Origin of the sequence: Corallincola platygyrae, from assembly GCF_039544265.1 — a bacterium.
Lineage (GTDB): Bacteria > Pseudomonadota > Gammaproteobacteria > Enterobacterales > Neiellaceae > Corallincola > Corallincola platygyrae.
The window spans coordinates 262,784-285,162 of record NZ_BAABLI010000014.1 but is presented as its reverse complement, the minus strand read 5'-3'; the positions used below and the strand labels follow the sequence as shown (position 1 = coordinate 285,162).

At 48.4% G+C, this 22,379-nt stretch carries 23 protein-coding genes; 15 read left to right on the top strand and 8 right to left on the bottom strand.

The window, feature by feature from the left end; genetic code table 11:
- Positions 1-3 precede the first annotated feature (3 nt).
- The 6 genes from yfbR to ubiG all read right to left on the bottom strand — a co-directional run bounded on the left by yfbR (position 4) and on the right by ubiG (position 5,248).
- Positions 4-591 (bottom strand): 5'-deoxynucleotidase, encoded by a 588-nt coding sequence (gene yfbR, locus ABEA14_RS12550; RefSeq protein WP_345340357.1) that lies wholly within the window; start codon positions 589-591, stop codon positions 4-6.
- Entirely contained in the window at positions 588-1,805 is a 1,218-nt protein-coding gene (locus ABEA14_RS12545) for a pyridoxal phosphate-dependent aminotransferase (RefSeq protein WP_345340356.1), read from the bottom strand. The genes yfbR and ABEA14_RS12545 overlap by 4 nt, the downstream gene beginning before the upstream one ends.
- A 101-nt stretch (positions 1,806-1,906) precedes the next feature.
- Positions 1,907-2,623, bottom strand: coding sequence for a potassium channel family protein (locus ABEA14_RS12540; protein WP_345340355.1), 717 nt, complete (start codon positions 2,621-2,623; stop codon positions 1,907-1,909).
- Between the two features lie 85 nt (positions 2,624-2,708).
- Entirely contained in the window at positions 2,709-3,848 is a 1,140-nt protein-coding gene (locus ABEA14_RS12535) for an FAD-dependent monooxygenase (RefSeq protein ID WP_345340354.1), read from the bottom strand.
- Positions 3,827-4,537 carry an HAD family hydrolase gene (locus ABEA14_RS12530; protein ID WP_345340353.1) on the bottom strand — a complete coding sequence of 237 codons (711 nt, stop codon included), beginning with the start codon at positions 4,535-4,537 and terminating at the stop codon, positions 3,827-3,829. The genes ABEA14_RS12535 and ABEA14_RS12530 overlap by 22 nt, the downstream gene beginning before the upstream one ends.
- On the bottom strand, positions 4,538-5,248 hold the full coding sequence (gene ubiG / locus ABEA14_RS12525; protein WP_425557253.1) for a bifunctional 2-polyprenyl-6-hydroxyphenol methylase/3-demethylubiquinol 3-O-methyltransferase UbiG: 711 nt from the start codon (positions 5,246-5,248) through the stop codon (positions 4,538-4,540). It lies immediately after the preceding gene.
- A 168-nt stretch (positions 5,249-5,416) separates the two neighbouring features.
- On the opposite strand from ubiG, the gene gyrA reads away from it, so the two are divergent.
- From gyrA to pyrF, 10 genes are all read left to right on the top strand, one after another.
- The gene (gene gyrA, locus ABEA14_RS12520) at positions 5,417-8,059 is read left to right on the top strand and encodes a DNA topoisomerase (ATP-hydrolyzing) subunit A (RefSeq protein WP_345340351.1); all 2,643 of its coding nucleotides are present in this window, start codon (positions 5,417-5,419) and stop codon (positions 8,057-8,059) included.
- 12 nt (positions 8,060-8,071) lie between these two features.
- A complete protein-coding gene (gene serC / locus ABEA14_RS12515; RefSeq protein WP_345340350.1) occupies positions 8,072-9,160 on the top strand; it encodes a 3-phosphoserine/phosphohydroxythreonine transaminase in 1,089 nt (362 codons plus the stop codon).
- Positions 9,161-9,192: 32 nt separating this feature from the next.
- Positions 9,193-10,296: a histidinol-phosphate transaminase gene (hisC, locus tag ABEA14_RS12510; protein WP_345340349.1), complete on the top strand. Its 1,104-nt coding sequence runs from the start codon at positions 9,193-9,195 to the stop codon at positions 10,294-10,296.
- A 22-nt stretch (positions 10,297-10,318) separates the two neighbouring features.
- On the top strand, positions 10,319-11,599 hold the full coding sequence (aroA, locus tag ABEA14_RS12505) for a 3-phosphoshikimate 1-carboxyvinyltransferase (RefSeq protein ID WP_345340348.1): 1,281 nt from the start codon (positions 10,319-10,321) through the stop codon (positions 11,597-11,599).
- 176 nt (positions 11,600-11,775) lie between these two features.
- Positions 11,776-12,471 carry a (d)CMP kinase gene (gene cmk / locus ABEA14_RS12500; RefSeq protein WP_345340347.1) on the top strand — a complete coding sequence of 232 codons (696 nt, stop codon included), beginning with the start codon at positions 11,776-11,778 and terminating at the stop codon, positions 12,469-12,471.
- A gap of 99 nt (positions 12,472-12,570) precedes the next feature.
- Positions 12,571-14,247, top strand: a complete 1,677-nt coding sequence (gene rpsA, locus ABEA14_RS12495; protein WP_345340346.1) for a 30S ribosomal protein S1 — start codon at positions 12,571-12,573, stop codon at positions 14,245-14,247.
- Positions 14,248-14,345: 98 nt separating this feature from the next.
- Positions 14,346-14,639 carry an integration host factor subunit beta gene (gene ihfB, locus ABEA14_RS12490; protein ID WP_345340345.1) on the top strand — a complete coding sequence of 98 codons (294 nt, stop codon included), beginning with the start codon at positions 14,346-14,348 and terminating at the stop codon, positions 14,637-14,639.
- 100 nt (positions 14,640-14,739) lie between these two features.
- Positions 14,740-15,030, top strand: a complete 291-nt coding sequence (locus tag ABEA14_RS12485) for a LapA family protein (RefSeq protein ID WP_345340344.1) — start codon at positions 14,740-14,742, stop codon at positions 15,028-15,030.
- Positions 15,030-16,199: a lipopolysaccharide assembly protein LapB gene (gene lapB, locus ABEA14_RS12480; protein WP_345340343.1), complete on the top strand. Its 1,170-nt coding sequence runs from the start codon at positions 15,030-15,032 to the stop codon at positions 16,197-16,199. Before ABEA14_RS12485 ends, lapB begins: the two co-directional genes overlap by 1 nt.
- 27 nt (positions 16,200-16,226) lie before the next feature.
- Positions 16,227-16,925: an orotidine-5'-phosphate decarboxylase gene (gene pyrF, locus ABEA14_RS12475; protein WP_345340342.1), complete on the top strand. Its 699-nt coding sequence runs from the start codon at positions 16,227-16,229 to the stop codon at positions 16,923-16,925.
- 23 nt (positions 16,926-16,948) lie between these two features.
- Here pyrF and rrtA read toward each other — a convergent pair whose 3' ends face one another.
- On the bottom strand, positions 16,949-17,500 hold the full coding sequence (gene rrtA, locus ABEA14_RS12470) for a rhombosortase (protein ID WP_345340341.1): 552 nt from the start codon (positions 17,498-17,500) through the stop codon (positions 16,949-16,951).
- 270 nt (positions 17,501-17,770) lie between these two features.
- Between rrtA and ABEA14_RS19360 the strand changes: the two genes are divergently transcribed.
- The 4 genes from ABEA14_RS19360 to ABEA14_RS12455 all read left to right on the top strand — a co-directional run bounded on the left by ABEA14_RS19360 (position 17,771) and on the right by ABEA14_RS12455 (position 20,888).
- On the top strand, positions 17,771-17,998 hold the full coding sequence (locus ABEA14_RS19360; protein ID WP_377776193.1) for a FeoA family protein: 228 nt from the start codon (positions 17,771-17,773) through the stop codon (positions 17,996-17,998).
- Positions 17,998-20,208 carry a ferrous iron transport protein B gene (feoB, locus tag ABEA14_RS12465; RefSeq protein WP_345340340.1) on the top strand — a complete coding sequence of 737 codons (2,211 nt, stop codon included), beginning with the start codon at positions 17,998-18,000 and terminating at the stop codon, positions 20,206-20,208. Before ABEA14_RS19360 ends, feoB begins: the two co-directional genes overlap by 1 nt.
- On the top strand, positions 20,192-20,437 hold the full coding sequence (locus tag ABEA14_RS12460) for a FeoC-like transcriptional regulator (RefSeq protein WP_345340339.1): 246 nt from the start codon (positions 20,192-20,194) through the stop codon (positions 20,435-20,437). The genes feoB and ABEA14_RS12460 overlap by 17 nt, the downstream gene beginning before the upstream one ends.
- Positions 20,438-20,519: 82 nt before the next feature.
- Complete coding sequence (locus ABEA14_RS12455; RefSeq protein ID WP_345340338.1) at positions 20,520-20,888, top strand: hypothetical protein; 369 nt, start codon at positions 20,520-20,522, stop codon at positions 20,886-20,888.
- 40 nt (positions 20,889-20,928) lie between these two features.
- Here the strand turns inward: ABEA14_RS12455 and queC are convergent, their stop codons facing one another.
- The gene (gene queC, locus ABEA14_RS12450) at positions 20,929-21,585 is read right to left on the bottom strand and encodes a 7-cyano-7-deazaguanine synthase QueC (RefSeq protein ID WP_345340337.1); all 657 of its coding nucleotides are present in this window, start codon (positions 21,583-21,585) and stop codon (positions 20,929-20,931) included.
- 79 nt (positions 21,586-21,664) lie between these two features.
- Between queC and queE the strand changes: the two genes are divergently transcribed.
- Positions 21,665-22,354, top strand: a complete 690-nt coding sequence (queE, locus tag ABEA14_RS12445; protein ID WP_345340336.1) for a 7-carboxy-7-deazaguanine synthase QueE — start codon at positions 21,665-21,667, stop codon at positions 22,352-22,354.
- Positions 22,355-22,379 lie beyond the last annotated feature (25 nt).

The window sequence follows — 22,379 nt, the reverse complement described above, 5'->3', positions numbered from 1 at the left end:
ACCTTAACTGATTTCGTCGAGCGTGAGGGAGAAACTGGGGATAAAGTGTTTTTTGAAGTAGGTGACTTCGGGGCTGGTAATAGATTCCAGCTGCTCAGTCAGGCGTTGCTTGGCAAGATTGAACTCGCTATTGCCCGCGTTTTCCTCTTCAAGGCACTTAATATATGCACATATGGTATCGGCGGCCTTAATCAGCCGATGGCTCTCGCTGTCCTGCTGGTCGCTGATAAGCAGAGATTCAAACTCGCTGTGCAGCTCCGTTGGCAACATATCCAGCAGTTTTCGTTCAGCAGATTTTTCAATCTTTTTGTATTCACGGGCAATCTCTGGATTGTGATATTTGACCGGAGTAGGCAGGTCGCCGGTAATCACTTCACTGGCATCGTGATACATCGCTTGCAGCGCAATTTGAGCAGCATCCAGGTTGCCATCAAAGTGTTTATTCTTTATCACAGCAAGAGCGTGAGCGATCATTGCAACCTGCAGACTATGTTCCTGCACGTTCTCTACTTGGGTATTTCGCATCAGCGGCCAACGCTGAATCAACTTCAAGCGTGCGACATGGGCGAAGAAGTGGCTTTGCTTACTCATGCAGGACGATAACTCTCAAGAAAATGTGCGATCCGTTCAATGGCGCCTTTTAACTGGTCTTCTCGGGGCAGGGTCACCAGGCGGAAGTGGTCAGTACTGGGCAAATTGAAAGCGCTGCCTTGTACGACAAGAATCTTTTCCTGCCTTAGCAAATCGAGGACAAATTGCTCATCGTTGTGGATCGGGTAGCGTTTTGGGTCCAGCTTCGGAAACGCATAAAGTGCGCCCTTGGGTTTGGTACAGCTAACCCCTGGAATATCGTTAAGCATCTCATAAGCAATATCGCGTTGTGCTCGTAAACGTCCACCAGGAAGTATCAGTTCATTAATACTTTGATAGCCGCCCAGTGCCGCTTGGATAGCGTGCTGGCAAGGCACATTTGCGCATAGTCGCATAGAGGCCAACATAGTCAGCCCTTCGATGTACCCTGTGGCGCGTATTTTGGGGCCGGTTACCGCCATCCAGCCGGCGCGGAATCCTGCCGCGCGATAGCTTTTAGATAGCCCGTTAAAAGAGAGAATGATTACGTCGTCAGCAAGCGAGGCAAGCGTTATATGTTCAGCGTCGTCGTACAGAATTTTGTCGTAGATCTCATCGGCATAGATGATTAAATTGTGCTGCCTTGCCAACTCGATAATTTCAAGCAACACCTCTTTGCTGTAGACCGCACCTGTGGGGTTGTTTGGGTTGATAATAACGATGCCACGGGTGTTTGGCGTAATTTTGCGCTTGATATCTTCGATGTCCGGTTGCCAGTCTGCTGCTTCGTCGCAGACATAGTGCACAGGGTTACCCCCTGAAAGTGTGACTGCAGCGGTCCAAAGGGGATAGTCAGGTGCAGGAACAAGCATCTCATCGCCATTGTTGAGCAGTGCCTGCATCGCCATAAGAATCAACTCACTGACGCCATTACCGATATAGATATCTTCGATATCCAGACCAAACACCTGACGCTGCTGAAACTGCTGCATGACCGCTTTTCGAGCCGAAAACAGACCTTTGGAATCGCAATAACCCTGTGAAGTGGGCAAGTTGTGTATGACGTCAATAATCAGTTCTTCGGGGGCTTCAAAACCCCAGGGAGCGGGATTACCGATGTTAAGTTTTAACACGCGGTGGCCGTCTTCTTCGAGGCGTTTTGCCTCCTCTAACACTGGACCACGAATTTCATAACAAACACTGTCTAACTTGTGCGATTTTACTATTTGCTTCATGCAGTTCTCTGCGTTTTGCCGCGGTGCGGAAATTAGTAGCTTAAGGCGAACATATCATTTCACTAAGCGCTTGGATATCTCGAACGTCAGCGTTTAAACAATCAGTTCTCGTCGCTGCCGTTTGATTCTTCATCCAGCTCTCTGGCAACGTAAAGACCGAGTATTCGGGCCAAAACGATCGCGACATAGAATTGGCCTAACACTGCTTCCAGTACCACCCAACTTTCGGAAAAACTGTTTTGGGGTGAGATATCGCCATACCCAAGGGTCGTGAGTGTGACAAAGCTGAAGTAAACCATATCTGATAGAAGTTCGCTGAATGTCCCTGAGTCGATGCGTGCGCCCAGATTAAAAGAACCCGGGTATTTCAGCTCAAGCGCTGCGTAAATAAAGGCCCAGAGCACACCTAGAATCAGGTAGAGCGACGTTGCCGCTAAAACCATCTCGGTATTAGGATGAAGTTGTTTAATCAGGTACCTGAAGATTTGAATGCTTACAAACCCAAAAAACACGATATTAGCGGCAGCGGGTACGTAATGAGCAAATTGTTGACCGATGTAGACTTCGTTCCAACTTAGGAACATCGCGGGTAAAAACAGCGCTATGCCAACATAAAGCGAACGTTTTTGCTCAACCACTAAGTAAAGCGAGCTCAGCATTACCAGACTGAGCATCGCCTCAGTGATCGCAACACCTATCACTCCCTCCATGTGCGGAGGCAGTACAATCAGTAGCAATAGGCTGACAAATAGATAATGAAAGCAGAGCTTAGGACGTAATCGTTGCAAATGCGGCGCGTTGGCAAGAATTCTACTCATCAGCTTTCCCTCATCGAGATTAAATCAATCATACCTACCTAGTCTAAGTGCTTGATATACTATTGCAATCTGGATGAGGAATGGATCAAAGTACGTCTTTAAGAGGATCCTGTGCCATTAGCTTCTGCCAGAACGCGACATTCCCGGGGCCTTTACGACGCAGAGTGTTATTGCGTGCAACTCTTCCATGGAAAAATCGCCCTTTGCTCGCCAACTTCAGGCTTCGAGTAGACTGTTCGCCGACCCAAGTAACTCGCTGTCGCCGAATCTGTTCGTAACGAGGGAACGCCTGTTCGTATGGGTACCGGCTAAGCAGTCTGGCTAGAACAAGTGCATCTTCGATAGCGAGACCTACACCCTGTTGCAGGGAAGGGGGACAGCCATGAAGCGCATCACCAATCAACGCAACATTGCTATTAAAAAATTCTTTCGGCGTAATCGTTTCCACAGCACTAGCGAACAGCGGGTTAGCATTGCCTATTTGTTCAAACGCGCGAGCTACCGAAGTTTCATAGTGTTGGAAGTGTTTTGCCAGTTGTTCAGGCGAGGCGCTTAGAAGTTGTTTGTTTTTGTCCCCACTTTCCGCGTAACAATAAAAGTAACCTTTGCCTAGCGGGTAGAAAGCAAACGCGTCGTCATTGCCAACCAAATAGCGAGGTGATTGAGCTACGTCCGGCAAATAAGCCAAAAACCGCCAGCAGCTTACCGCCAGGTTCTGGACAGGGTTGGCAGAGAAAAGCAGTTCTCTGATCTTTGAATGAATGCCATCGGCGCCGACTATAAGGTCGAAGAACTGGCTGTATCCATCGCTAAATTCAACCAATGTTCCTTCTTGCACATATTCAACCTTGGTCGGGCTGCAGTTGAAGCGTATGTTTTCGACGCCGTCTTTGAGGATATCCAGCAAAGCAAGGCTCTTCATCGCAACAAAAGGCTGTTCATCCAGTGGTGCATTGTCGAGGTTCGCAGTTGACAAGGTTTTGCCGTTCGCTTTTGCATATTCAATAGAAGAAAATTGATTGGCCTGTTGCATAACCTGGTGCTTCAGACCAAGTGTTTGCAGCGCGGCCATGGCATTTCCAGGAAGGCAGATACCCGCTCCAGCAGGCGGCCAGGAGGGAGATTTTTCAACGATCGTGGCGTCTAAACCTCGTTGTTTAAGTGCGCGGTGAAAACAGAGGCCAGCGATGCCAGCCCCAACGATTAGTATGCTTTTGTTGGCCATTGTGATGTTACTGAATCTTCTATTTGCTGCAACTCTGTGAGCCACAAGGCAATCTCATCTGGGTGGGCGACACTGACATCAGCCTGCCAACGCTCAGGTTGGTCAGACTCTGCCAGATATCCGTATGTGGCGACCATGGTGGTCATGCCTGCTCTATTGCCAGCTTCAATGTCTCTCTGTGCATCACCGATATATAAGCAGTGTTCTGCAGCCACATTAATTAACTCAGCGGCATGGAGGAGGGGCGTAGGATCCGGTTTCCTGACAGGCAATGTGTCACCACTGATGACGCAGCCTGCGTTGGCAAATTGCGCAAAGTTACTCATTAAAGGATCTGTTAACCATGCAGGTTTATTCGTCACAATACCCCATGGAATACCGCTGCTTTCAAGCTCCTCAATCAAGGTGTCGATGCCGCTGAAAGGTCCGGTGCGGTGACATAGGTTGGTACTGTACCTGTCAAGGAAGTCCTGCCTGAGCATTTCAAAATAGTCTTCAGCCAAACCCTTGCCAAAACCAAGATCCAACAGCCCTTTAGCGCCGTGAGAAGCAACGGGACGGATCTCATCGTCACTTAGTGTTGGGAGATTTTCACGCGCTAACAAGAAGTTCAGTGCATCTCCGAGGTCTGGCGCGGTATCCAATAGAGTTCCGTCAAGATCAAACAGCACACCTTTGATGGTCGGCATCTAGCTCTCCTTTACGCAGTGCACCATGTAATTTACATCAACATTCGGCTTTAGTTTAAAGGTTTGCGCGAGAGGATTGTAATGAATCCCAATCATCTTTTTCGGTAATAACTGTGCACTTTCGATGTAACTGATCAGCTCAGAAGGGCGGATGAATTTGTCAAACTCATGGGTACCTTTAGGTAGCAGTTTGAGCACGTACTCTGCGCCGACAATGGCCAGCAACCAGGCTTTTGCAGTCCTGTTGAGGGTTGAGAAAAAAATCTGGCCGCCAGGTTTGACCATGGCTGCGCACGCTTTGATGGTCGCCGCTGGATCGGGTACGTGCTCCAGCATCTCCATGCAGGTAACCACGTCATACGTTTCCGCATTTTCTTCGGCATGCTGTTCAGCAGTTATTTGCAGATATTCCAGCTCGGTACCAGTTTCCAGTGCGTGCAGTCGGGCGACTGATAGCGGGGCTTCACCCATATCTAGGCCTGTTACAGTTGCACCTTGCTTTGCCATGCTTTCTGAAAGGATGCCGCCACCGCAGCCCACATCGAGTATTTTCTTGCCGAACAGGCCATCGCATCTGTCTTCGATAAACCGCAGTCTGACCGGGTTCATTCTGTGAAGTGGTTTAAATTCACCCTCTTCATCCCACCAGCGGTGAGCAAGGGCTTCAAATTTGGCTATTTCTGCAGGGTCTACGTTCATAGAAGTTGTCATTATTTGAACAATTTAGATGCGAATATCAGGTTGCTGATTATACGCAGGTTAAAAGTGTGCGCCAGCCACATCAGAGGCCGCTGACGACCGTTTTAAAACGTGATAGCATGCGGCGGCTAAACACCATAATTAGAATCAAAAGTATCCTTTTAGGGAACTAGACATTTTATGAGCGAACTCGCAAAAGAGATCACCCCGATTAATATCGAGGAGGAGCTCAAGGGCTCTTACCTTGATTACGCCATGAGCGTTATCGTGGGGCGCGCACTTCCTGACGTCAGGGATGGCTTGAAACCTGTTCACCGTCGCGTCTTATTCGCGATGAATGAATTGAAGAATGACTTTAACAAGCCGTATAAGAAATCTGCCCGTGTGGTAGGTGATGTGATCGGTAAATATCACCCGCACGGTGACTCCGCTGTTTACGACACGATTGTTCGTATGGCGCAGCCTTTCTCACTCCGTTATACCTTGGTAGACGGTCAGGGCAACTTCGGTTCGATTGACGGCGACTCCGCAGCAGCAATGCGTTACACGGAAGTTCGTATGTCTAAGATCGCCCACTCTTTGTTGGCTGATCTGGATAAAGAAACTGTTGATTATGTGCCTAACTATGATGGCACTGAACACATTCCCGAGGTTTTGCCAACACGCGTACCTAACCTGCTGGTAAACGGTAGTTCCGGTATTGCGGTGGGCATGGCTACCAATATCCCACCTCACAACCTGAACGAAGTGATCGATGGTTGTTTGGCGATGGTTGATAAGCCCGAGATCACCGTAGATGAACTCATGGAGTACATCCCAGGGCCTGACTTCCCAACCGCCGCACAAATCAATGGCCGCCGTGGTATTGAAGAGGCGTACCGTACTGGCCGTGGCAAAATCTATCTGCGTGCTAAGTCTGAGATTGAAGTTGACGAGAAAAGTGGTAAAGAAACCATTATCGTCACTGAAATCCCGTACATGGTTAACAAAGCTAGGCTGATCGAAAAGATCGCCGAGCTTGTCAAAGACAAAAAGATTGAGGGCATTACCGCGCTGCGCGACGAATCTGATAAAGATGGAATGCGTATCGTGATTGAACTGCGTAAGGGTGAGGTGGGTGAGGTGATCCTCAATAACCTTTATTCGCAGACCCAAATGCAAAATGTGTTTGGTATCAACATGGTTGCTCTCGACCATGGTCAACCAAAGGTGATGAACCTGGTCGACATGCTGTCGGCATTTATCAATCACCGCCGTGAAGTGGTGACACGTCGTACCGTATACGAACTGCGTAAAGCGCGCGAACGTGCCCACATCCTTGAAGGTTTGGCAATCGCATTGTCAAACGTCGATCCTGTTATCGAGTTGATCAAAAACTCATCTACGCCTGCCGAAGCGAAAGCTGCGCTGATCGCCAAAGGCTGGGAATTGGGTGATGTTGCTCAGATGCTTGAACGCGCCGGTGTTGATGCTGCGCGTCCAGAGTGGTTAGAACCTGAATTTGGTATTCGTGATGGCCGTTACTACCTGACCGAACAACAAGCCCAAGCCATTCTGGATCTTCGTCTGCACAAACTGACAGGCCTGGAACACGAGAAGATCCTCGACGAGTACAAAGAGCTACTCAAACTGATCGAAGAACTGCTCGAGATTCTCGCTAACCCAGTGCGTTTGATGGAAGTTATTCGCGAAGAGTTGGTGGATATTAAGGCGGAATTTGGCGACGAGCGTCGCACAGAAATTACCGCGGCGTCTGCTGAGATCAATATCGAAGATATGATCACTCAGGAAGACGTTGTCGTAACCCTGTCTCACCAGGGGTATGTTAAATATCAGCTGCTGTCTGATTACGAAGCGCAGCGTCGTGGTGGTAAAGGCAAATCGGCAACCAAGATGAAAGAAGAAGATTTCATCGAACGTCTGCTGGTGGCTAATACCCACGATACGATACTCTGCTTTTCCTCCACCGGTAAAGTCTACTGGCTGAAAGTGTATCAATTGCCACTGGCCAGCCGCGCAGCCCGCGGTCGTCCTATTGTCAACTTGTTGCCGTTGGATGAGGAAGAGCGTATTACCGCGATCCTGCCAGTTAAAGAGTATGAAGAAGGTCTGAATATCTTCTTTGCGACTGCCAGCGGCCGCGTTAAGAAGACACCTCTGACAGCGTTCTCTCGTCCGTTGGCCAGCGGTATTCGTGCTATTAACCTCGACGAAGGGAATACTCTGGTCGGTGTTGACATCACCGACGGTAGCAACGAGGTCATGTTGTTTACCGACGGTGGTAAGGTTGTTCGCTTCAATGAAGAGCATGTGCGTGCCATGGGCCGTACAGCGGCAGGTGTGAAGGGTATTACGCTCAAGCCTGGTCAGAAGGTTGTGTCTCTGATTATTCCTCGTGAAGAGGGCCAGATTCTCACCGTGACTGAAAATGGCTTCGGTAAGCGAACGCCTGAGTCTGAATATCCTACTAAAGGGCGCGGAACTCAGGGCGTTGTATCGATTAAAGTGAGCGATCGTAATGGCTCTGTTGTTGGTGCCGTTCAGGTGCAAGACAGCGAAGAGATCATGTTGATCACCGATGGCGGTACCTTAGTACGCACCCGTGTCTCAGAAGTCAGCAGTGTTGGTCGAAACACCCAAGGTGTTCGCCTTATCCGTACTTCGGAAAACGAGCATGTTGTTGGCATGCAGCGCATCGATGAGGTTGAGACTGACGAAGAACTCGACGCCGCCGAAGGTGAAGAGGCTGTCGTGGTTGAAGCCGAAGGCGCTGAAAGTGCGCAGGAGGCGCCTGAAGCTTCCGGCGATACTGAGGAAAGTTAACCAGGAATTAGCATGACACAATCTGTGTTTAATTTCTGCGCGGGGCCGGCAATGTTGCCGGCCTCTGTTATGGCGCAGGCGAAACAAGAATTTTTGGATTGGCAGGGGCAGGGCGTCTCTGTGATGGAGATGAGTCACCGCTCTGCGCCCTATATTGAAATGGCTGCACAGGCTGAAAAAGATCTGCGTGACCTCATGTCTATCCCTGACAACTACAAAGTGTTGTTTTTACACGGTGGTGGTCGAGGCCAGTTTTCAGGTGTGCCGATGAATATCAGTGCTGCAAATGATACGGCTGATTACGTGTTGTCTGGGCAGTGGTCGCAAAAAGCGTTAGAAGAGGGACAGAAGTACCTAAACACTCAGATAGCGGCAGATGTCTCAGTGGTTGAAGGAAAAGTCTTTCTCCCGACACAGCAGCAACTGAATTTAAACCCTGATGCAGCGTTCGTTCATTATTGCCCGAACGAGACTATTGAAGGGGTCGAGTTCTCATATATACCTGAAACCGGTGACGTACCTCTGGTCGCAGATATGTCATCTACTATCCTTTCTCGCCCAATCGATGTGTCAAAATTTGGCATTATTTACGCGGGGGCGCAAAAGAACATTGGTCCGAGCGGATTATCTGTGGTTATCGTGCGTGATGATCTTGTCGGTAAAGCGCGGAAGGAAACGCCAGCGATTCTTGATTATGAGCTGGCCGTTAAACACGATTCAATGTACAACACGCCGCCTACCTATGCGTGGTATCTGGCTGGACTGGTTTTCAAGTGGCTTAAAGCGCAAGGTGGCCTGAGTGCCATTGAAAAGGTTAATCAGCATAAAGCTGACACCCTGTATCGTTTTATGGACCAAAGTGACTTCTATCGAAACCAGGTCGATAGCACCTGTCGTAGCTGGATGAATGTTCCATTCCAGCTGGCCGACGACGCGCTTAACGTCAAGTTTCTTGAACAGTCAGATGCTGCCGGTCTCAAGGCTCTAAAAGGGCACCGTATTGTGGGCGGTATGAGAGCCAGTATCTATAATGCTATGCCTTTGGCTGGGGTCGAAGCGCTGGTTTCTTTTATGGCTGATTTCGAAAAGCGTTACGGCTAATCATTACCCCATTTGATTATCGAGGAGTGATCGTGAGCTGCGATTTCAATGCGCTGGCGAATGCCGGCATCCGTGGGCTTCATCCATACCAGGCTGGCAAGCCTGTCAGTGAGGTGGAGCGTGAACTGGGGATCACAGAGGCAGTAAAGCTTGCATCTAATGAGAATCCTTTAGGTATTAGTGACAAAGTTAAGGCTGCGATTGCAGAAGAGGCTTTGGAAATTGCCCGTTATCCGGATTCTAACGGTTTCTACCTGAAAGAAGCGTTGGCGGATAAGTTAAATGCCAAACCAGCGCAGATCACGCTGGGTAACGGTTCGAACGATGTCTTGGAATTGATCGCGCGTACCTTTGTGTCTGCTGAAGATGAAGTGATGTTCGCAGAGCACGCATTTGTGGTTTATCCGCTAGTTACGCAAGCAATTGGTGCGACGCCTGTTGCCGTACCCGCGAAAAACTACGGTCATGACCTTGATGCAATGGCTGCGGCGATCACAGACAAGACACGAATGATCTTCATTGCTAACCCTAATAACCCGACAGGGACCTTCCTTTCGGCAGATGCGATTTATGGGTTTCTAAATAAGGTGCCGGAGCAGGTTGTTGTCGTTTTAGATGAAGCTTATTACGAGTATGTTTCTGACGAAGAGCGTGCAGACAGTATTGCTTGGCTAAGCGAATTTCCCAACCTTATCGTTACGCGTACCTTTTCTAAAGCTTATGGCTTAGCTGGATTGCGTGTTGGATATAGTGTCAGCAGCGAACAGATGGCGGGCTTATTTAATCGCGTGCGCCAACCATTTAACGTCAATAGCCTCGCGCTTAAAGCTGCTGAAGTTGCTTTAGCCGATGATGATTTCCTAGCGCGGTCTGTGTCGTTGAATAGCGAAGGTATGCAGCAATTGGCATCATTCTTCGAGAGATCGGGCCTCTCATTTATCCCATCTTGGGGTAACTTCATCACCTTCGATACCGAGCGCAATGGCGCTGAGGTCTATGAACTGTTGTTAAAAGAAGGGGTGATTGTTCGTCCAATCGGCGGATATGGCTTGCCAAGTCACCTTCGTGTCAGTATCGGCACCCAGTCAGAAAACCAGAAATTCATTGAAGCACTTACCAAAGTGCTCTCTTTATAAGTTTTGTTGGTAGATATCATTCATGGAACAGCTCACTCTTCAACCGATTCAAAAAGTTAATGGCACGGTAAACCTGCCGGGTTCTAAAAGCGTCTCAAATCGCGCGTTACTGCTAGCGGCGCTAGCAAACGGCCAGACGACGCTTACCAACCTATTGGATAGCGATGATATCCGCCACATGCTGAATGCGCTAAAAGCGCTTGGTGTTTCTTACCAGTTATCCGCAGACAAAACTGAGTGCGTTGTTGAGGGCCTGGGTAGAGCATTCGACACCGAAGGCGTTATTGAGTTGTTCCTGGGTAATGCGGGCACTGCGATGCGTCCTTTATGTGCTGCACTTTGTTTGGGCCAGGGTGAATACGTTCTTACTGGCGAGCCTCGTATGGAAGAGCGTCCGATTGGCGCGTTGGTAGACGCACTTCAGCAGGCCGGCGCACAAGTGGAGTATCTGAAAAACAAAGATTATCCGCCACTTAAGATCGTTGGCTCGGGCCTGAAAGGTGGCAAAGTCACTATTGACGGCAGCGTGTCAAGTCAGTTCCTAACCGCCTTCTTAATGTCTGCGCCACTTGCAAAAGGTGACGTTGAAATCGAGATCAGCGGTGAATTGGTGTCTAAGCCATACATCGACATCACTTTGCATATCATGGCGCAATTTGGCGTTTCAGTTGAAAATCTGGACTACCAGCGTTTCCTGATAAAAGGAAATCAACAATATCAATCGCCCGGCCGTTTTATGGTCGAGGGCGATGCATCTTCTGCCTCATACTTCCTCGCTGCCGCGGCAATTAAAGGTGGTGAGATCAAAGTGACTGGTATTGGTAAAAACAGTATCCAAGGCGATATCCATTTTGCTGACGCACTTGAAGCTATGGGTGCAGAAATTGAATGGGGTGATGAGCACATCACAGCGCGTGCTGGCAAACTCAAAGCGATCGATATGGATATGAACCATATTCCTGATGCTGCTATGACAATTGCAACCGCGGCTCTGTTTGCTGAGGGCACAACGGCTATTCGCAACGTGTACAACTGGCGTGTAAAAGAGACTGATCGTCTTGCTGCGATGGCAACAGAACTACGTAAGGTTGGTGCAGAAGTGGAAGAAGGGCACGACTATATCGTTGTTACCCCCCCCGCAAAACTCACTCACGCAGCAATCGATACCTATAATGATCACCGTATGGCGATGTGCTTCTCGTTGGTAGCGTTAAGTGATACACCCGTGACGATTAACGACCCCAAGTGCACGTCCAAGACCTTCCCCGATTACTTTGACCGGCTGGCCCAGGTAAGCGAATAGGAACAAATGAGAAAGGGCCACTAAGGCCCTTTTTTTAATGGTGTGAACTTGCCCTTACAACGAGTTCATTTTATTTGGCGCCTGCATTTTACCTTTAATACTTTGTCACTATAATGGGCGCGCTTTTTGGGAGGCTTACTCCCTGTGAACTGAATTGGTACAAAATGGAGCGGCAGATGCCTGATAGCGCACCGGTTATTACAATTGATGGTCCAAGTGGCTCTGGTAAAGGCACCCTGGCTCAACGATTAGCGCAACAGTTAGGCTGGCACCTGCTCGACAGTGGCGCGATTTATCGTGTTCTGGCACTGGCGAGTATCCACCATGGTGTTGATATCGAAAATGAAGAGGCGTTGGTTCCTCTAGCTGCTCACCTCGATGTTCAGTTTTTATCTGAAGATGGCTCTAAAGCGATTAAAGTCGTGCTAGAAGGAGAGGACGTGAGTAAGAGTATCCGCACTGAAGAGTGTGGTGCCGTCGCGTCAAAGGTTGCGGCTTTTCCCCGTGTGCGTGAAGCATTGTTACGTCGCCAGCGTGCATTCAAGGCGCTTCCCGGCTTAGTGGCAGATGGACGAGACATGGGCACCGTCGTGTTCAAAGATGCGCCCGTTAAGCTATTCCTTACCGCAAGCGCCGAGAACCGGGCTAACCGTCGCTATCTTCAGTTGCAAAATGCGGGACACGATGCTAATCTCGCGCAAATTTTAGCCGATGTGAAGGCGCGTGATGAGCGCGACACCAACCGAGCCGTGGCTCCATTGGTTCCCGCCACCGACGCTCTGGTCATCGACAGCAGTGAAATGACAATTGAACAGGTAGAATCTGCCGCGTTCGATTATATTCACAGTAAGCTATCCGCCGGCGCTTCTTAATCGAAGAGCTGGCTATTTTCGCTTCTATGGAAGGTCGCGACTTTTATTAACTACCCCACACAAACGGATGCAGTGTGGACGACAATGGTTCTAAATTACATGACTGAATCTTTTGCTCAACTATTCGAAGAAAGCCTGCAGGAAATCGAAACTCGCCCCGGTGCGATCGTTAAAGGTACTGTAATCTCTGTCACTAAAGAAGCTGTGTTGGTTGACGCAGGTCTTAAATCAGAAGCAGTTATCCCTGCAGAGCAGTTCAAGAACGCTGAAGGCGTTGTAGAAGTACAAGCTGGTGACCAGGTAGACGTTGCTCTGGACGCAGTTGAAGATGGCTTCGGTGAAACTATCCTGTCTCGTGAAAAAGCTAAGCGTCACGAAGCTTGGATCGTTCTTGAGCGTGCCTTCGAAGAAGCAGAAACTGTTAACGGTATTATGACTGGTAAGGTTAAAGGTGGTTTCACTGTTGACCTTAACGGTATCCGTGCGTTCTTGCCTGGTTCACTGGTTGACGTACGTCCTGTACGCGACACAGCTCACCTGGAAGGCAAAGAGCTCGAATTCAAAGTTATCAAGCTTGACCAGAAGCGCAACAACGTTGTTGTTTCTCGCCGTGCTGTTATCGAAACAGAAAACAGCGCAGAGCGTGATCAGCTGCTTGAATCTCTGCAGGAAGGCCTGGAAGTTAAAGGTATCGTTAAGAACCTGACCGACTACGGTGCATTCGTAGATCTGGGCGGTGTTGACGGCCTGCTGCACATCACTGACATGGCTTGGAAGCGCGTTAAGCATCCAAGCGAAATCGTTAACGTTGGTGACGAGATCCTGGTTAAAGTTCTGAAATTCGACCGTGAGCGTACTCGTGTATCTCTGGGTCTGAAGCAACTTGGCGAAGATCCTTGGGTAGCAATTGCTGGTCGTTACCCAGAAGGCACTCGCGTAAGCGGTGTTGTTACTAACCTGACTGATTACGGCTGCTTCGTTGAAATCGAAGAAGGCGTTGAAGGTCTGGTACACGTTTCAGAGATGGATTGGACTAACAAAAACATCCACCCAAGCAAGGTTGTTAACCTGGGTGACGCTGTTGACGTTATGGTTCTGGACATCGACGAAGATCGTCGTCGTATCTCTCTGGGTCTTAAGCAGTGTAAAGCTAACCCATGGGAAGAGTTCGCTAGCAACCACGCTAAAGGTGATGAAGTAAGCGGTAAGATCAAGTCTATCACTGACTTCGGTATCTTCATCGGCCTGGAAGGCGGCATCGACGGTCTGGTTCACCTGTCTGACATCAGCTGGAACGGCCAGGGCGAAGACGCAGTTCGCGAATTCAAGAAGGGTGACGAAGTTAACGCAGTTGTACTGCAAGTCGACCCTGAGCGCGAGCGTATCAGCCTGGGCGTTAAGCAACTGAACGAAGATCCTTTCAATAATTATCTGAATGATAACAAGAAAGGTGCTATCGTTACTGGTAAGGTAACGGCAGTTGACGCTAAAGGTGCGACTGTTGAGCTGGCAGAAAGCGTAGAAGGTTACATCCGCGCATCTGACATCTCTCGTGACCGTGTAGAAGACGCTTCTACTGTTCTGAACGAAGGCGATTCTGTTGAAGCTAAGTTCATGGGCGTTGATCGTAAGAACCGCGTAGTTAGCCTGTCTATCCGTGCGAAAGACGAAGCTGACGAGAAGACTGCGATTGAAGACCTGAACAGCCAACAGCAAGATGCTGGTTTCAGCAACGCAATGGCAGAAGCGTTCAAGAACGCGAAAGGCGATGCATAAGCACTAGTCCGCTTTTAAAAAAGGGCCGCTTATGTGGCCCTTTTTATTATGTAAGCCGAAATTACGTGCGGTAAATTTAGTCAAGGGTGATAAAAGATATGACAAAATCCGACTTGATAGAGCGACTAGCCACTTCACATAGCCATTTGTCGGCCAAAGAAGTTGAGTCTGCGGTTAAAGAGATCCTTGAGCAGATGGCTGATACGCTGGAGCAGGGTGATCGTATTGAGATCCGGGGTTTTGGCAGTTTCTCGTTGCACTACCGTGCGCCCAGAGTGGGTCGCAATCCTAAAACAGGTGATGCTGTTTCGCTAACGGGCAAGTCTGTCCCACATTTTAAGCCAGGCAAAGAGTTACGCGACCGCGTCAACGAAGCCTTTGTAAACGGCTGATAGTTAAATGATTAGATAACGGTATGCTTTAGGCGTACCGTTTTTTTATGTCATAATACCAAGCGCTACGCTGGCAAAATTCGCGCTTGGAGGCCACGCTTTGAAACTCGTCATCTACCTGTTTATTTGGGTGTTTGTATTCGTCGTAGGTTTGTTTATCGGCGCGAGAAACGGTCAGCTCGTCGAATTCAATTACCTAATCGCAATGGGCGAATTCAAGCTCAGTACGCTGCTGGGGCTGTTTTTGGCCATAGGCTTCGCCATTGGCGCATTCACTCTGTTTATCTTCAATCTCAAAACGCGGATCAAATTGCGGTTTGCAATCAAAGAACGGGACAAGTTAAAAAAACAACTGTCCAGTACCGTTCCTGTAAAGGCTGAACTCCCATAATGAGTGAACTGCTGTTCCTGCTATTGCCAATTGCTGTTGCCTATGGGTGGTATATGGGGCGACGCAGTGGACACCAGGAGCTCAAAGACACCAGTCTTAAACTGTCAGAAAAATATGTAGCAGGTCTAAATTACCTGTTCTCAGATCAGTCAGATAAGGCGGTCGATCTGTTTATCGAGATGATTCAGGTCGACAGTGAAACCATCGATACCCATCTGGCATTGGCGAGCCTGTTCAGGAAGCGTGGCGAAGTTGATCGCGCTATCCGGCTACACCAAAATCTTATCGCCAGACCCAATCTACCGGTGGAGCAAAGAGATTTGTCGATGCTGGAGTTGGGGCATGATTATCTGGTGGCGGGGCTATATGACAGGGCGGAGCAGATATTTATCGAACTGCTAAGTCACGAAGGCTATCGTACAAAAGCTGCGGAGCAACTGCTTCATATTTATGAATACACCAAAGAGTGGGACAAGGCGATTGAGGTCGTAGAATCTCACAAGCTCTATCAACAGCCAAAAATCAAAGCAGCGCTTGCCCATTATTACTGCCAACTGGTAGAGCCGTTGGTAAGACGAGGGGATTTCAATCATGCACTCAGGTTTTTAAATCAGGCCATCAAGTCTGATCCTGCATGTATTCGAGCGCATATAGAAAAAGCAAACATCCTGATAGAGCAGGGCGATAGAAAAACGGCGCTGAAATCGCTCCAGCAAATCCCTTCACATGATGTCGACTTCGCCAGCGAGATCCTCGATTTGATTGAGCCATTGTTCGCTGGGCAAAGAGACCCTAAAGCCTATGAGCATTATCTGAGAGACCTGTTGCAACTGGGAGCCGGAGTCAGTGTTCTGATTAAGTTGGCTCAACGGGTTGCGGCGACCGACGGTGAAGAAGCAGCTGAAGCGTTGGTAAAACAAGAGCTGGTAAGGCATCCAACGATGCGTGGTTTTTGTCATTTAATGCATTACCACATACATTCCGCAGAAACCGGAAAAGCGCGCTCCAGTTTGAAATCATTACAGGAACTGGTGGCGCAGCAGATACGCATCAAACCTAAATATCGCTGTTGCAATTGCGGTTTTTCCAGCGGAAGCTTGCTTTGGCACTGCCCATCATGTAAAAGCTGGGGCCGCATTAAACCCATCCGTGGTTTAGATGGTGAATAGTCAATAACTCGAAGGAGAACTCGCCTTATGTCCGATCCTAAAGTCATCGTTGCCCTAGATTATCCGTCTCAAGAAGAGGCGCTGGCATTTGTTGATAGGATCGATCCCAATCTTTGTCGTCTGAAGGTTGGAAAGGAGATGTTCACGCTATTTGGTCCCGATTACGTCAGGGCACTTCACGGGCGTGGGTTTGAGGTTTTTCTTGATTTGAAGTTTCACGACATTCCAAACACAGTAGCACGTGCGGTTGCTGCATCCGCTGAGCTTGGTGTTTGGATGGTCAATGTTCATGCCAGCGGCGGCGAGCAGATGATGGTCAAAGCGCGTGAGGCTCTGGAGGTATACGGCGATGATAGACCTAAGCTGATCGCTGTTACTGTTTTAACCAGCATGAATGCCTCGGACCTGAATGGCATCGGTATTGCTGAGAGCCCAGACGAACAGGTGTTTAGACTCGCTCAGCTGACCAAGAATGCCGGGCTAGACGGCGTGGTTTGTTCAGCTCAAGAGGCAACCAAACTGAAAGCTGAACTTGGGCAGGATTTTCAGCTCATTACTCCCGGTATCCGCCCGGCTGGTGCAGATGTAGGGGATCAGCACCGTGTTATGACACCAAGGGCGGCGATAGAGGCAGGTTCGGATTATCTGGTAATTGGACGCCCGATCACCAAATCCGATAGTCCAGTTGAGGTGCTCAAGCAAATTAATGCTTCGCTGGCTGTTTGATTTATCTGTTCCCCTGATTTGACCTACTTCTCAGGGGAGTTCCTCAAAAACAGTACTGCCAATGGTGCTGATACAAGCGCGCAAATTGCGCCAGCCATGTGACCCTCGATCAACACTCGTGCTCCAATTAACCCTGAGGTAGCAGAACTGCCTCCAAAGAATTGTTCCCAGACGACTTTTGCTATCACAACAGCAATGACTGTCGAGTTCAGCCAGCGGTGCTGTTTCCAATCATTGATCGCTAACCAAATAAGGAAGCCATGAAGCGCGCCTGATATCCCAACAAACCAGTCTATGTTCGGATAAAGCGTCAAAACGAGCAGTGAGCTCGTTGCTATCAGATACATAAGGATTGCTACTGACTTCCATCCCTCGGTTTGCTTTGGATACGTTTGGCTGATTATAAAAAGCGCACCCAGGTTAAGCAGAGCGTGATACAAATTGGTATGTGTTAGGCCTGCAGATAGCAACCTGAACCATTCGCCATTCAAGATTAGCAAACGCTGATAGGCCAAGTCGTCGCGTAGGGTTGGCCAAAGCTGAGTGCCTATTTCCAAAGTCAGTATGACAATCATCAGCGTTAGCAAGGGCCATTGGCGTTTAAAGTTATGTAGTACCGGGTGTAAGTTCAAGAAAAATCAATCAGTAACCGTTCCATAGACATAGTTTCTCGTTCCTGCGGGAGGGACTCAAGCAAAATGTTTTTGCTATTGAGACTGAGTTTTATTTACATCCCATGCGTGTGATCAATATTTTGCAAACGGTAGCAACGCTAAACTTTGCTTGTGTTCACACTTTTTTCGGTGTTGAATAATAACAATTATCATTTATTGTTGGGTCGCCTTATGCATTTATCAGATTTATCAAAGGGTCAGCATGCAGTCATTCGTTCTGTAGCCGGTGCTAATGAGGAAAAAGGTCGTCTGATGGACCTTGGTCTTATTCCTGGGGCGACCATACAGCTAGTTAGACACATTTCACTTAGCCAGAGTCTGCAAGTTGACGTCAAGCGAGCGCGTCTCGTTGTCAGAAAGGGGTTGGCAAAGCTTATCGACGTTCAGGTGGTTAGTTAATGTCAGAACAGATTGTTCTTGTAGGGAACCCAAATGCAGGCAAATCGACGCTATTCAATCTTCTCACTGGTCTAAAGCAAAAGGTCGGAAATTTTTCAGGCGTTACTGTTGAGAAGAAAATCGGTACGGTTGAGATAAACGGCAAAACGACTCAAATTGTTGACCTGCCTGGTGTTTACTCGTTGGTTCCACAACAACAAACCTCCGAAGATGAGCTGGTTACATTACGTTATTTAGCCGAACGCAAACCAGCGTTAGTGGTGAATGTCGTTGATGCGACCAGTATTGAACGCCACCTATACCTCTCGATGCAACTGCGTGAGCTTGGGCTACCTATGCTGGTTGTGCTCAGCAAACTGGATGTCGCCAAAAAGCTTGGTTTAGTTGTCGACATCAACAAGTTGAGCGACCTACTCAAGTGCCCAGTAACTGCAGTGACTGGCGCTGATAAAGGCACACTCATATCAACGATTGAACATGAAGTTGATATTCACTGTGAGCCTTTCATTATTGGTTATGAACCTGAAATTGAGGCGTACCTTGCGAGCTCAGGCTCTGAAAATAGATTTCTGGCAACCAAGAAAATTATTGACGCTCAATATCAGGGCGAGCCGCTTATTGAGGAAGATGCAGAGCTATTTATTGCCAGTGCCAGATACGCCTGTTGCAATCGCATTGTAAATGAAGTGGTGAAGGAGCCTGATGCGACAAGTGCATCTGTTACCGACAAGATTGATAACTGGGTGTTGAATACCTGGATAGCGATCCCCTTATTTCTTGCTGCCATGTATCTCATGTTCACCTTTGCGATCCATATAGGTGGTGCCTTCATTGATTTTTTTGATATTGCGGTAGGCGCTATTCTGGTTGATGGTGTTGGCAGCGCATTACGCTCCCTTGGTATCCCAGAGTTGATCGTTGTCGTGATAGCGGATGGGGTGGGTACCGGCGTACAGACTGTTTCCACTTTTATCCCTCTGATTTTCTGCTTATATCTTTTCCTGACAGCGTTGGAACAGTCTGGCTATCTGGCAAGGGCGGCTTGTGTAACCGATCGAATGATGCAGAAGATTGGTCTTCCCGGTTCTGCGTTTGTGCCAATGATGATGGGGTTTGGTTGTACTGTTCCGGCGGTGATGGCGACGCGCACGTTAAAGCAAAAGCGAGAACGTATTCTCAGTGGGGCGATGAGTCATTTCATGTCCTGTGGCGCACGTCTGCCGGTATATGCACTGTTTGCCGCCGCGTTTTTCCCTGACAACGGTCAGAATTTAGTATTCCTTCTATACATCATCGGTATTGTGGCTGCGGTCTTAACCGGCCTCTTGTTCAGGCATACGGTGTTAAAAGGAGACAGCAGCGCATACATCTTTGAACTCCCACATTATCAATGGCCTAGTTTGCGGGAGATGGGGCTGCGTACATGGCAGCGACTCAAAGGTTTTGTATTTGGCGCTGGTAAAACCATCGTAGTTGTAGTGACCTTTCTCAGTGTCCTTAATTCAGTGGGTACAGATGGTTCGGTAGGCAACGAAAATAGTGAGAAATCGCTATTGTCAGCAACATCGCAATGGGTGACACCTCTATTCACACCAATTGGGCTAAAGGAAGATAACTGGGAAGCGACAGTGGGTATCGTGACTGGGATCTTCGCGAAAGAGGTGGTTGTGGGAACGCTCAACTCTCTCTATCAAGGTGAAGAAGAAGGCGAAGAGGCCACAATTGCTGAGTCTCTGACAGAGGCAGTCCAAACCATTGGTGACAATTTTGCTGACATCGGCGCTGCGTTAGTGGACCCTCTAGGCCTTGATGTCGGAGAGGTCAGTAGCCTTGAGTCAGCGGCTGAAGAGCAAGAGATCGAAGTCTCCACGATTACCCGACTTGCGGCTAAGTTTGATGGCCAGATCGGCGCATTTGCATATCTTTTGTTTGTACTGATGTATGTACCCTGTGCATCTGCGATGGGCGCCATGGTTCGCGAATATGGACCTCGGTGGTCGGCACTCATAGCCATTTGGACCACGATGGCGGGTTATTGCTCAGCAACGCTTTTCTATCAACTGGCTAAGGTGGGCAATGGTGGCTCTGTCGGTATTGTCGCGGCAGTTATTGCGGTATTGATTGGATTTTTCCTGTTACTGAAAAGCAGAGTCGCAGAGCAGTGGCTGCAAGGTGGTATAAAGGCGCCTGATTATGCTAAAGCAGCTTGAGGATTACATTAAAGCGCAGGAGTTAGTGACCAGCGAACAGCTGGAGCGCCATTTTAAGGTTCAGCAGTCGGCACTTGAGGGGATGTTGGCATTATTACTTAAGCGAGGCCGTATAGGTATACAGCAAAGTAATCAGTGTGGTGGAAGTTGTGGTTGTGGCAGTGAACCCGAGGCAAAAGGCTATTTTTGGCGAGGTCAAACCTCTGTTCCGATGAACGTTAAATTTTAAATGGAATTAATTGGTTATACTTGTGTCTGTAGTTCTGTATGACTAATTAACATTTACAACGGAATACATAGAGAGGCGTCACATGCTTAAAACAACTTTCATCGCATTAAGTTTGGTATGCACATCCGCTACCGCGATTGCAGCAGAGAATCGTGCACACGAAGCGTTGAGTGATGGTGTTGGCAAGATGATGTATATCAACCAGCATTGTGGGATCACAATTGAAAAAGACAAAGTGATGGAAGTTGCTCGCCTATATCTTTATGCCAACGGGTTTGACCTGGATATCGATGTTGACTGGGATAAGGTAAAAAATGGTGGTCAGGAAACCTTGGCTGGGCTCAATAAAGAGCATGGCAAAGGTGAATTATGTGAGGATTACCTGAAGCAATTTGAATCTGTCCTCCCTCTTATTCAAAAGCATGACGCGATGAAGTTGGATATCGAATAAAAAAGCGCCTTAGGGCGCTTTTTTACTAAACAGTCGGCGTTTATTCGTACGGTAGTGGGTCAACCGCGTTATTTTTTTCAAATGCTTCGAGTCTCTCTACGCAGGCCCCACATTTTCCGCAAGCCTTCTCGCGGCCGTTATAGCAGGTCCAGGTTTTTGAGTAATCCAGGCTCATCTTCAATCCATCGGTGAGGATGTCGATCTTGCTTTCATTTAGGTAAGGGCTGAATATCTCGACCTCTTCATAGTTCGCAATTTTGGCGACTTCATTCATTTTTAACACGAATTCAGGTCTGCAATCCGGGTAGATTGCATGATCGCCAGAGTGAGCGCCGTAAAACACTTTGCCTGCTTTTAAAGACACAGCGTAACCCACCGCCAGTGATAACAAAATCATATTACGATTTGGCACCACGGTTGATTTCATGCTCTCTTCTTCATAGTGCCCCTCAGGGACTTCGATATCATCAGTTAGAGAGGAACCGCCAATCAGGCTGTTGATCGCGCTGATATCAACGACTTTGTGCGGTACATTGAGCTCTTTACATACAGCGGCAGCGACCTCTAACTCTTTGACATGGCGTTGGCCATAGTCAAAGCTGAGAGCATATACCTCATTGCCTTCTTTAACGGCTTTGTTCAGTACGGTGAAGGAGTCCATGCCTCCTGAATAGATAACGACGACTTTTTCGTTCATAACAGTTGTTTAATGCCACAGGTTCACGTATAAAACGGCCGCATTTTACGCGATCTGGCTCACACACAACAGGTATTCGATGCAGCAATTAGCATATCCAGTGAATGAAGTGTTTGAAACCATCCAAGGGGAGGGGGTCTACACGGGTGTGCCAGCGGTTTTTGTTCGTTTGCAGGGCTGCCCAGTAGGTTGCTCATGGTGTGATACCAAGCAAACATGGGAGCAGGAGCCAGAGAACGAGATCTCGATAAAAGATCTTTCAGCAAAATCAGCAGAAGCGCCCACATGGAGCTATCTGACAGCTAAGCAATTATTGGACCTCTGCCAATCGCAAGGGTATGTGGCAAAGCACATTGTGATTACCGGTGGAGAGCCTTGTATTCACGATTTGTTGCCGTTAACTGATGCGTTTATTAGCGAGGGGTATTCTGTCCAAATCGAAACTTCTGGCACCTTTGAAATCAAAGCCGCTGCAGCCTGCTGGGTAACTGTTTCTCCAAAAGTCGATATGCGTGGTGGTTACGATGTTTTAGAGTCGGCATTGCAACGTGCAGACGAGATCAAACATCCAATCGCAAAACAGTCTCACATAGATGATCTCGATAGGTTGCTTGAGCCTCTTTCCGAGACCGGAGAACTGGCAGATAAAACCATCTGCCTGCAGCCTATCAGCCAGCTGCCAAGAGCGACGGAATTAGCGATTAAAACCTGTATCCAGCGCAATTGGCGTCTGTCTATACAAGCTCACAAGTATCTGAATATCGAATGATTTACTGTTTAAGGTTTATTGACCT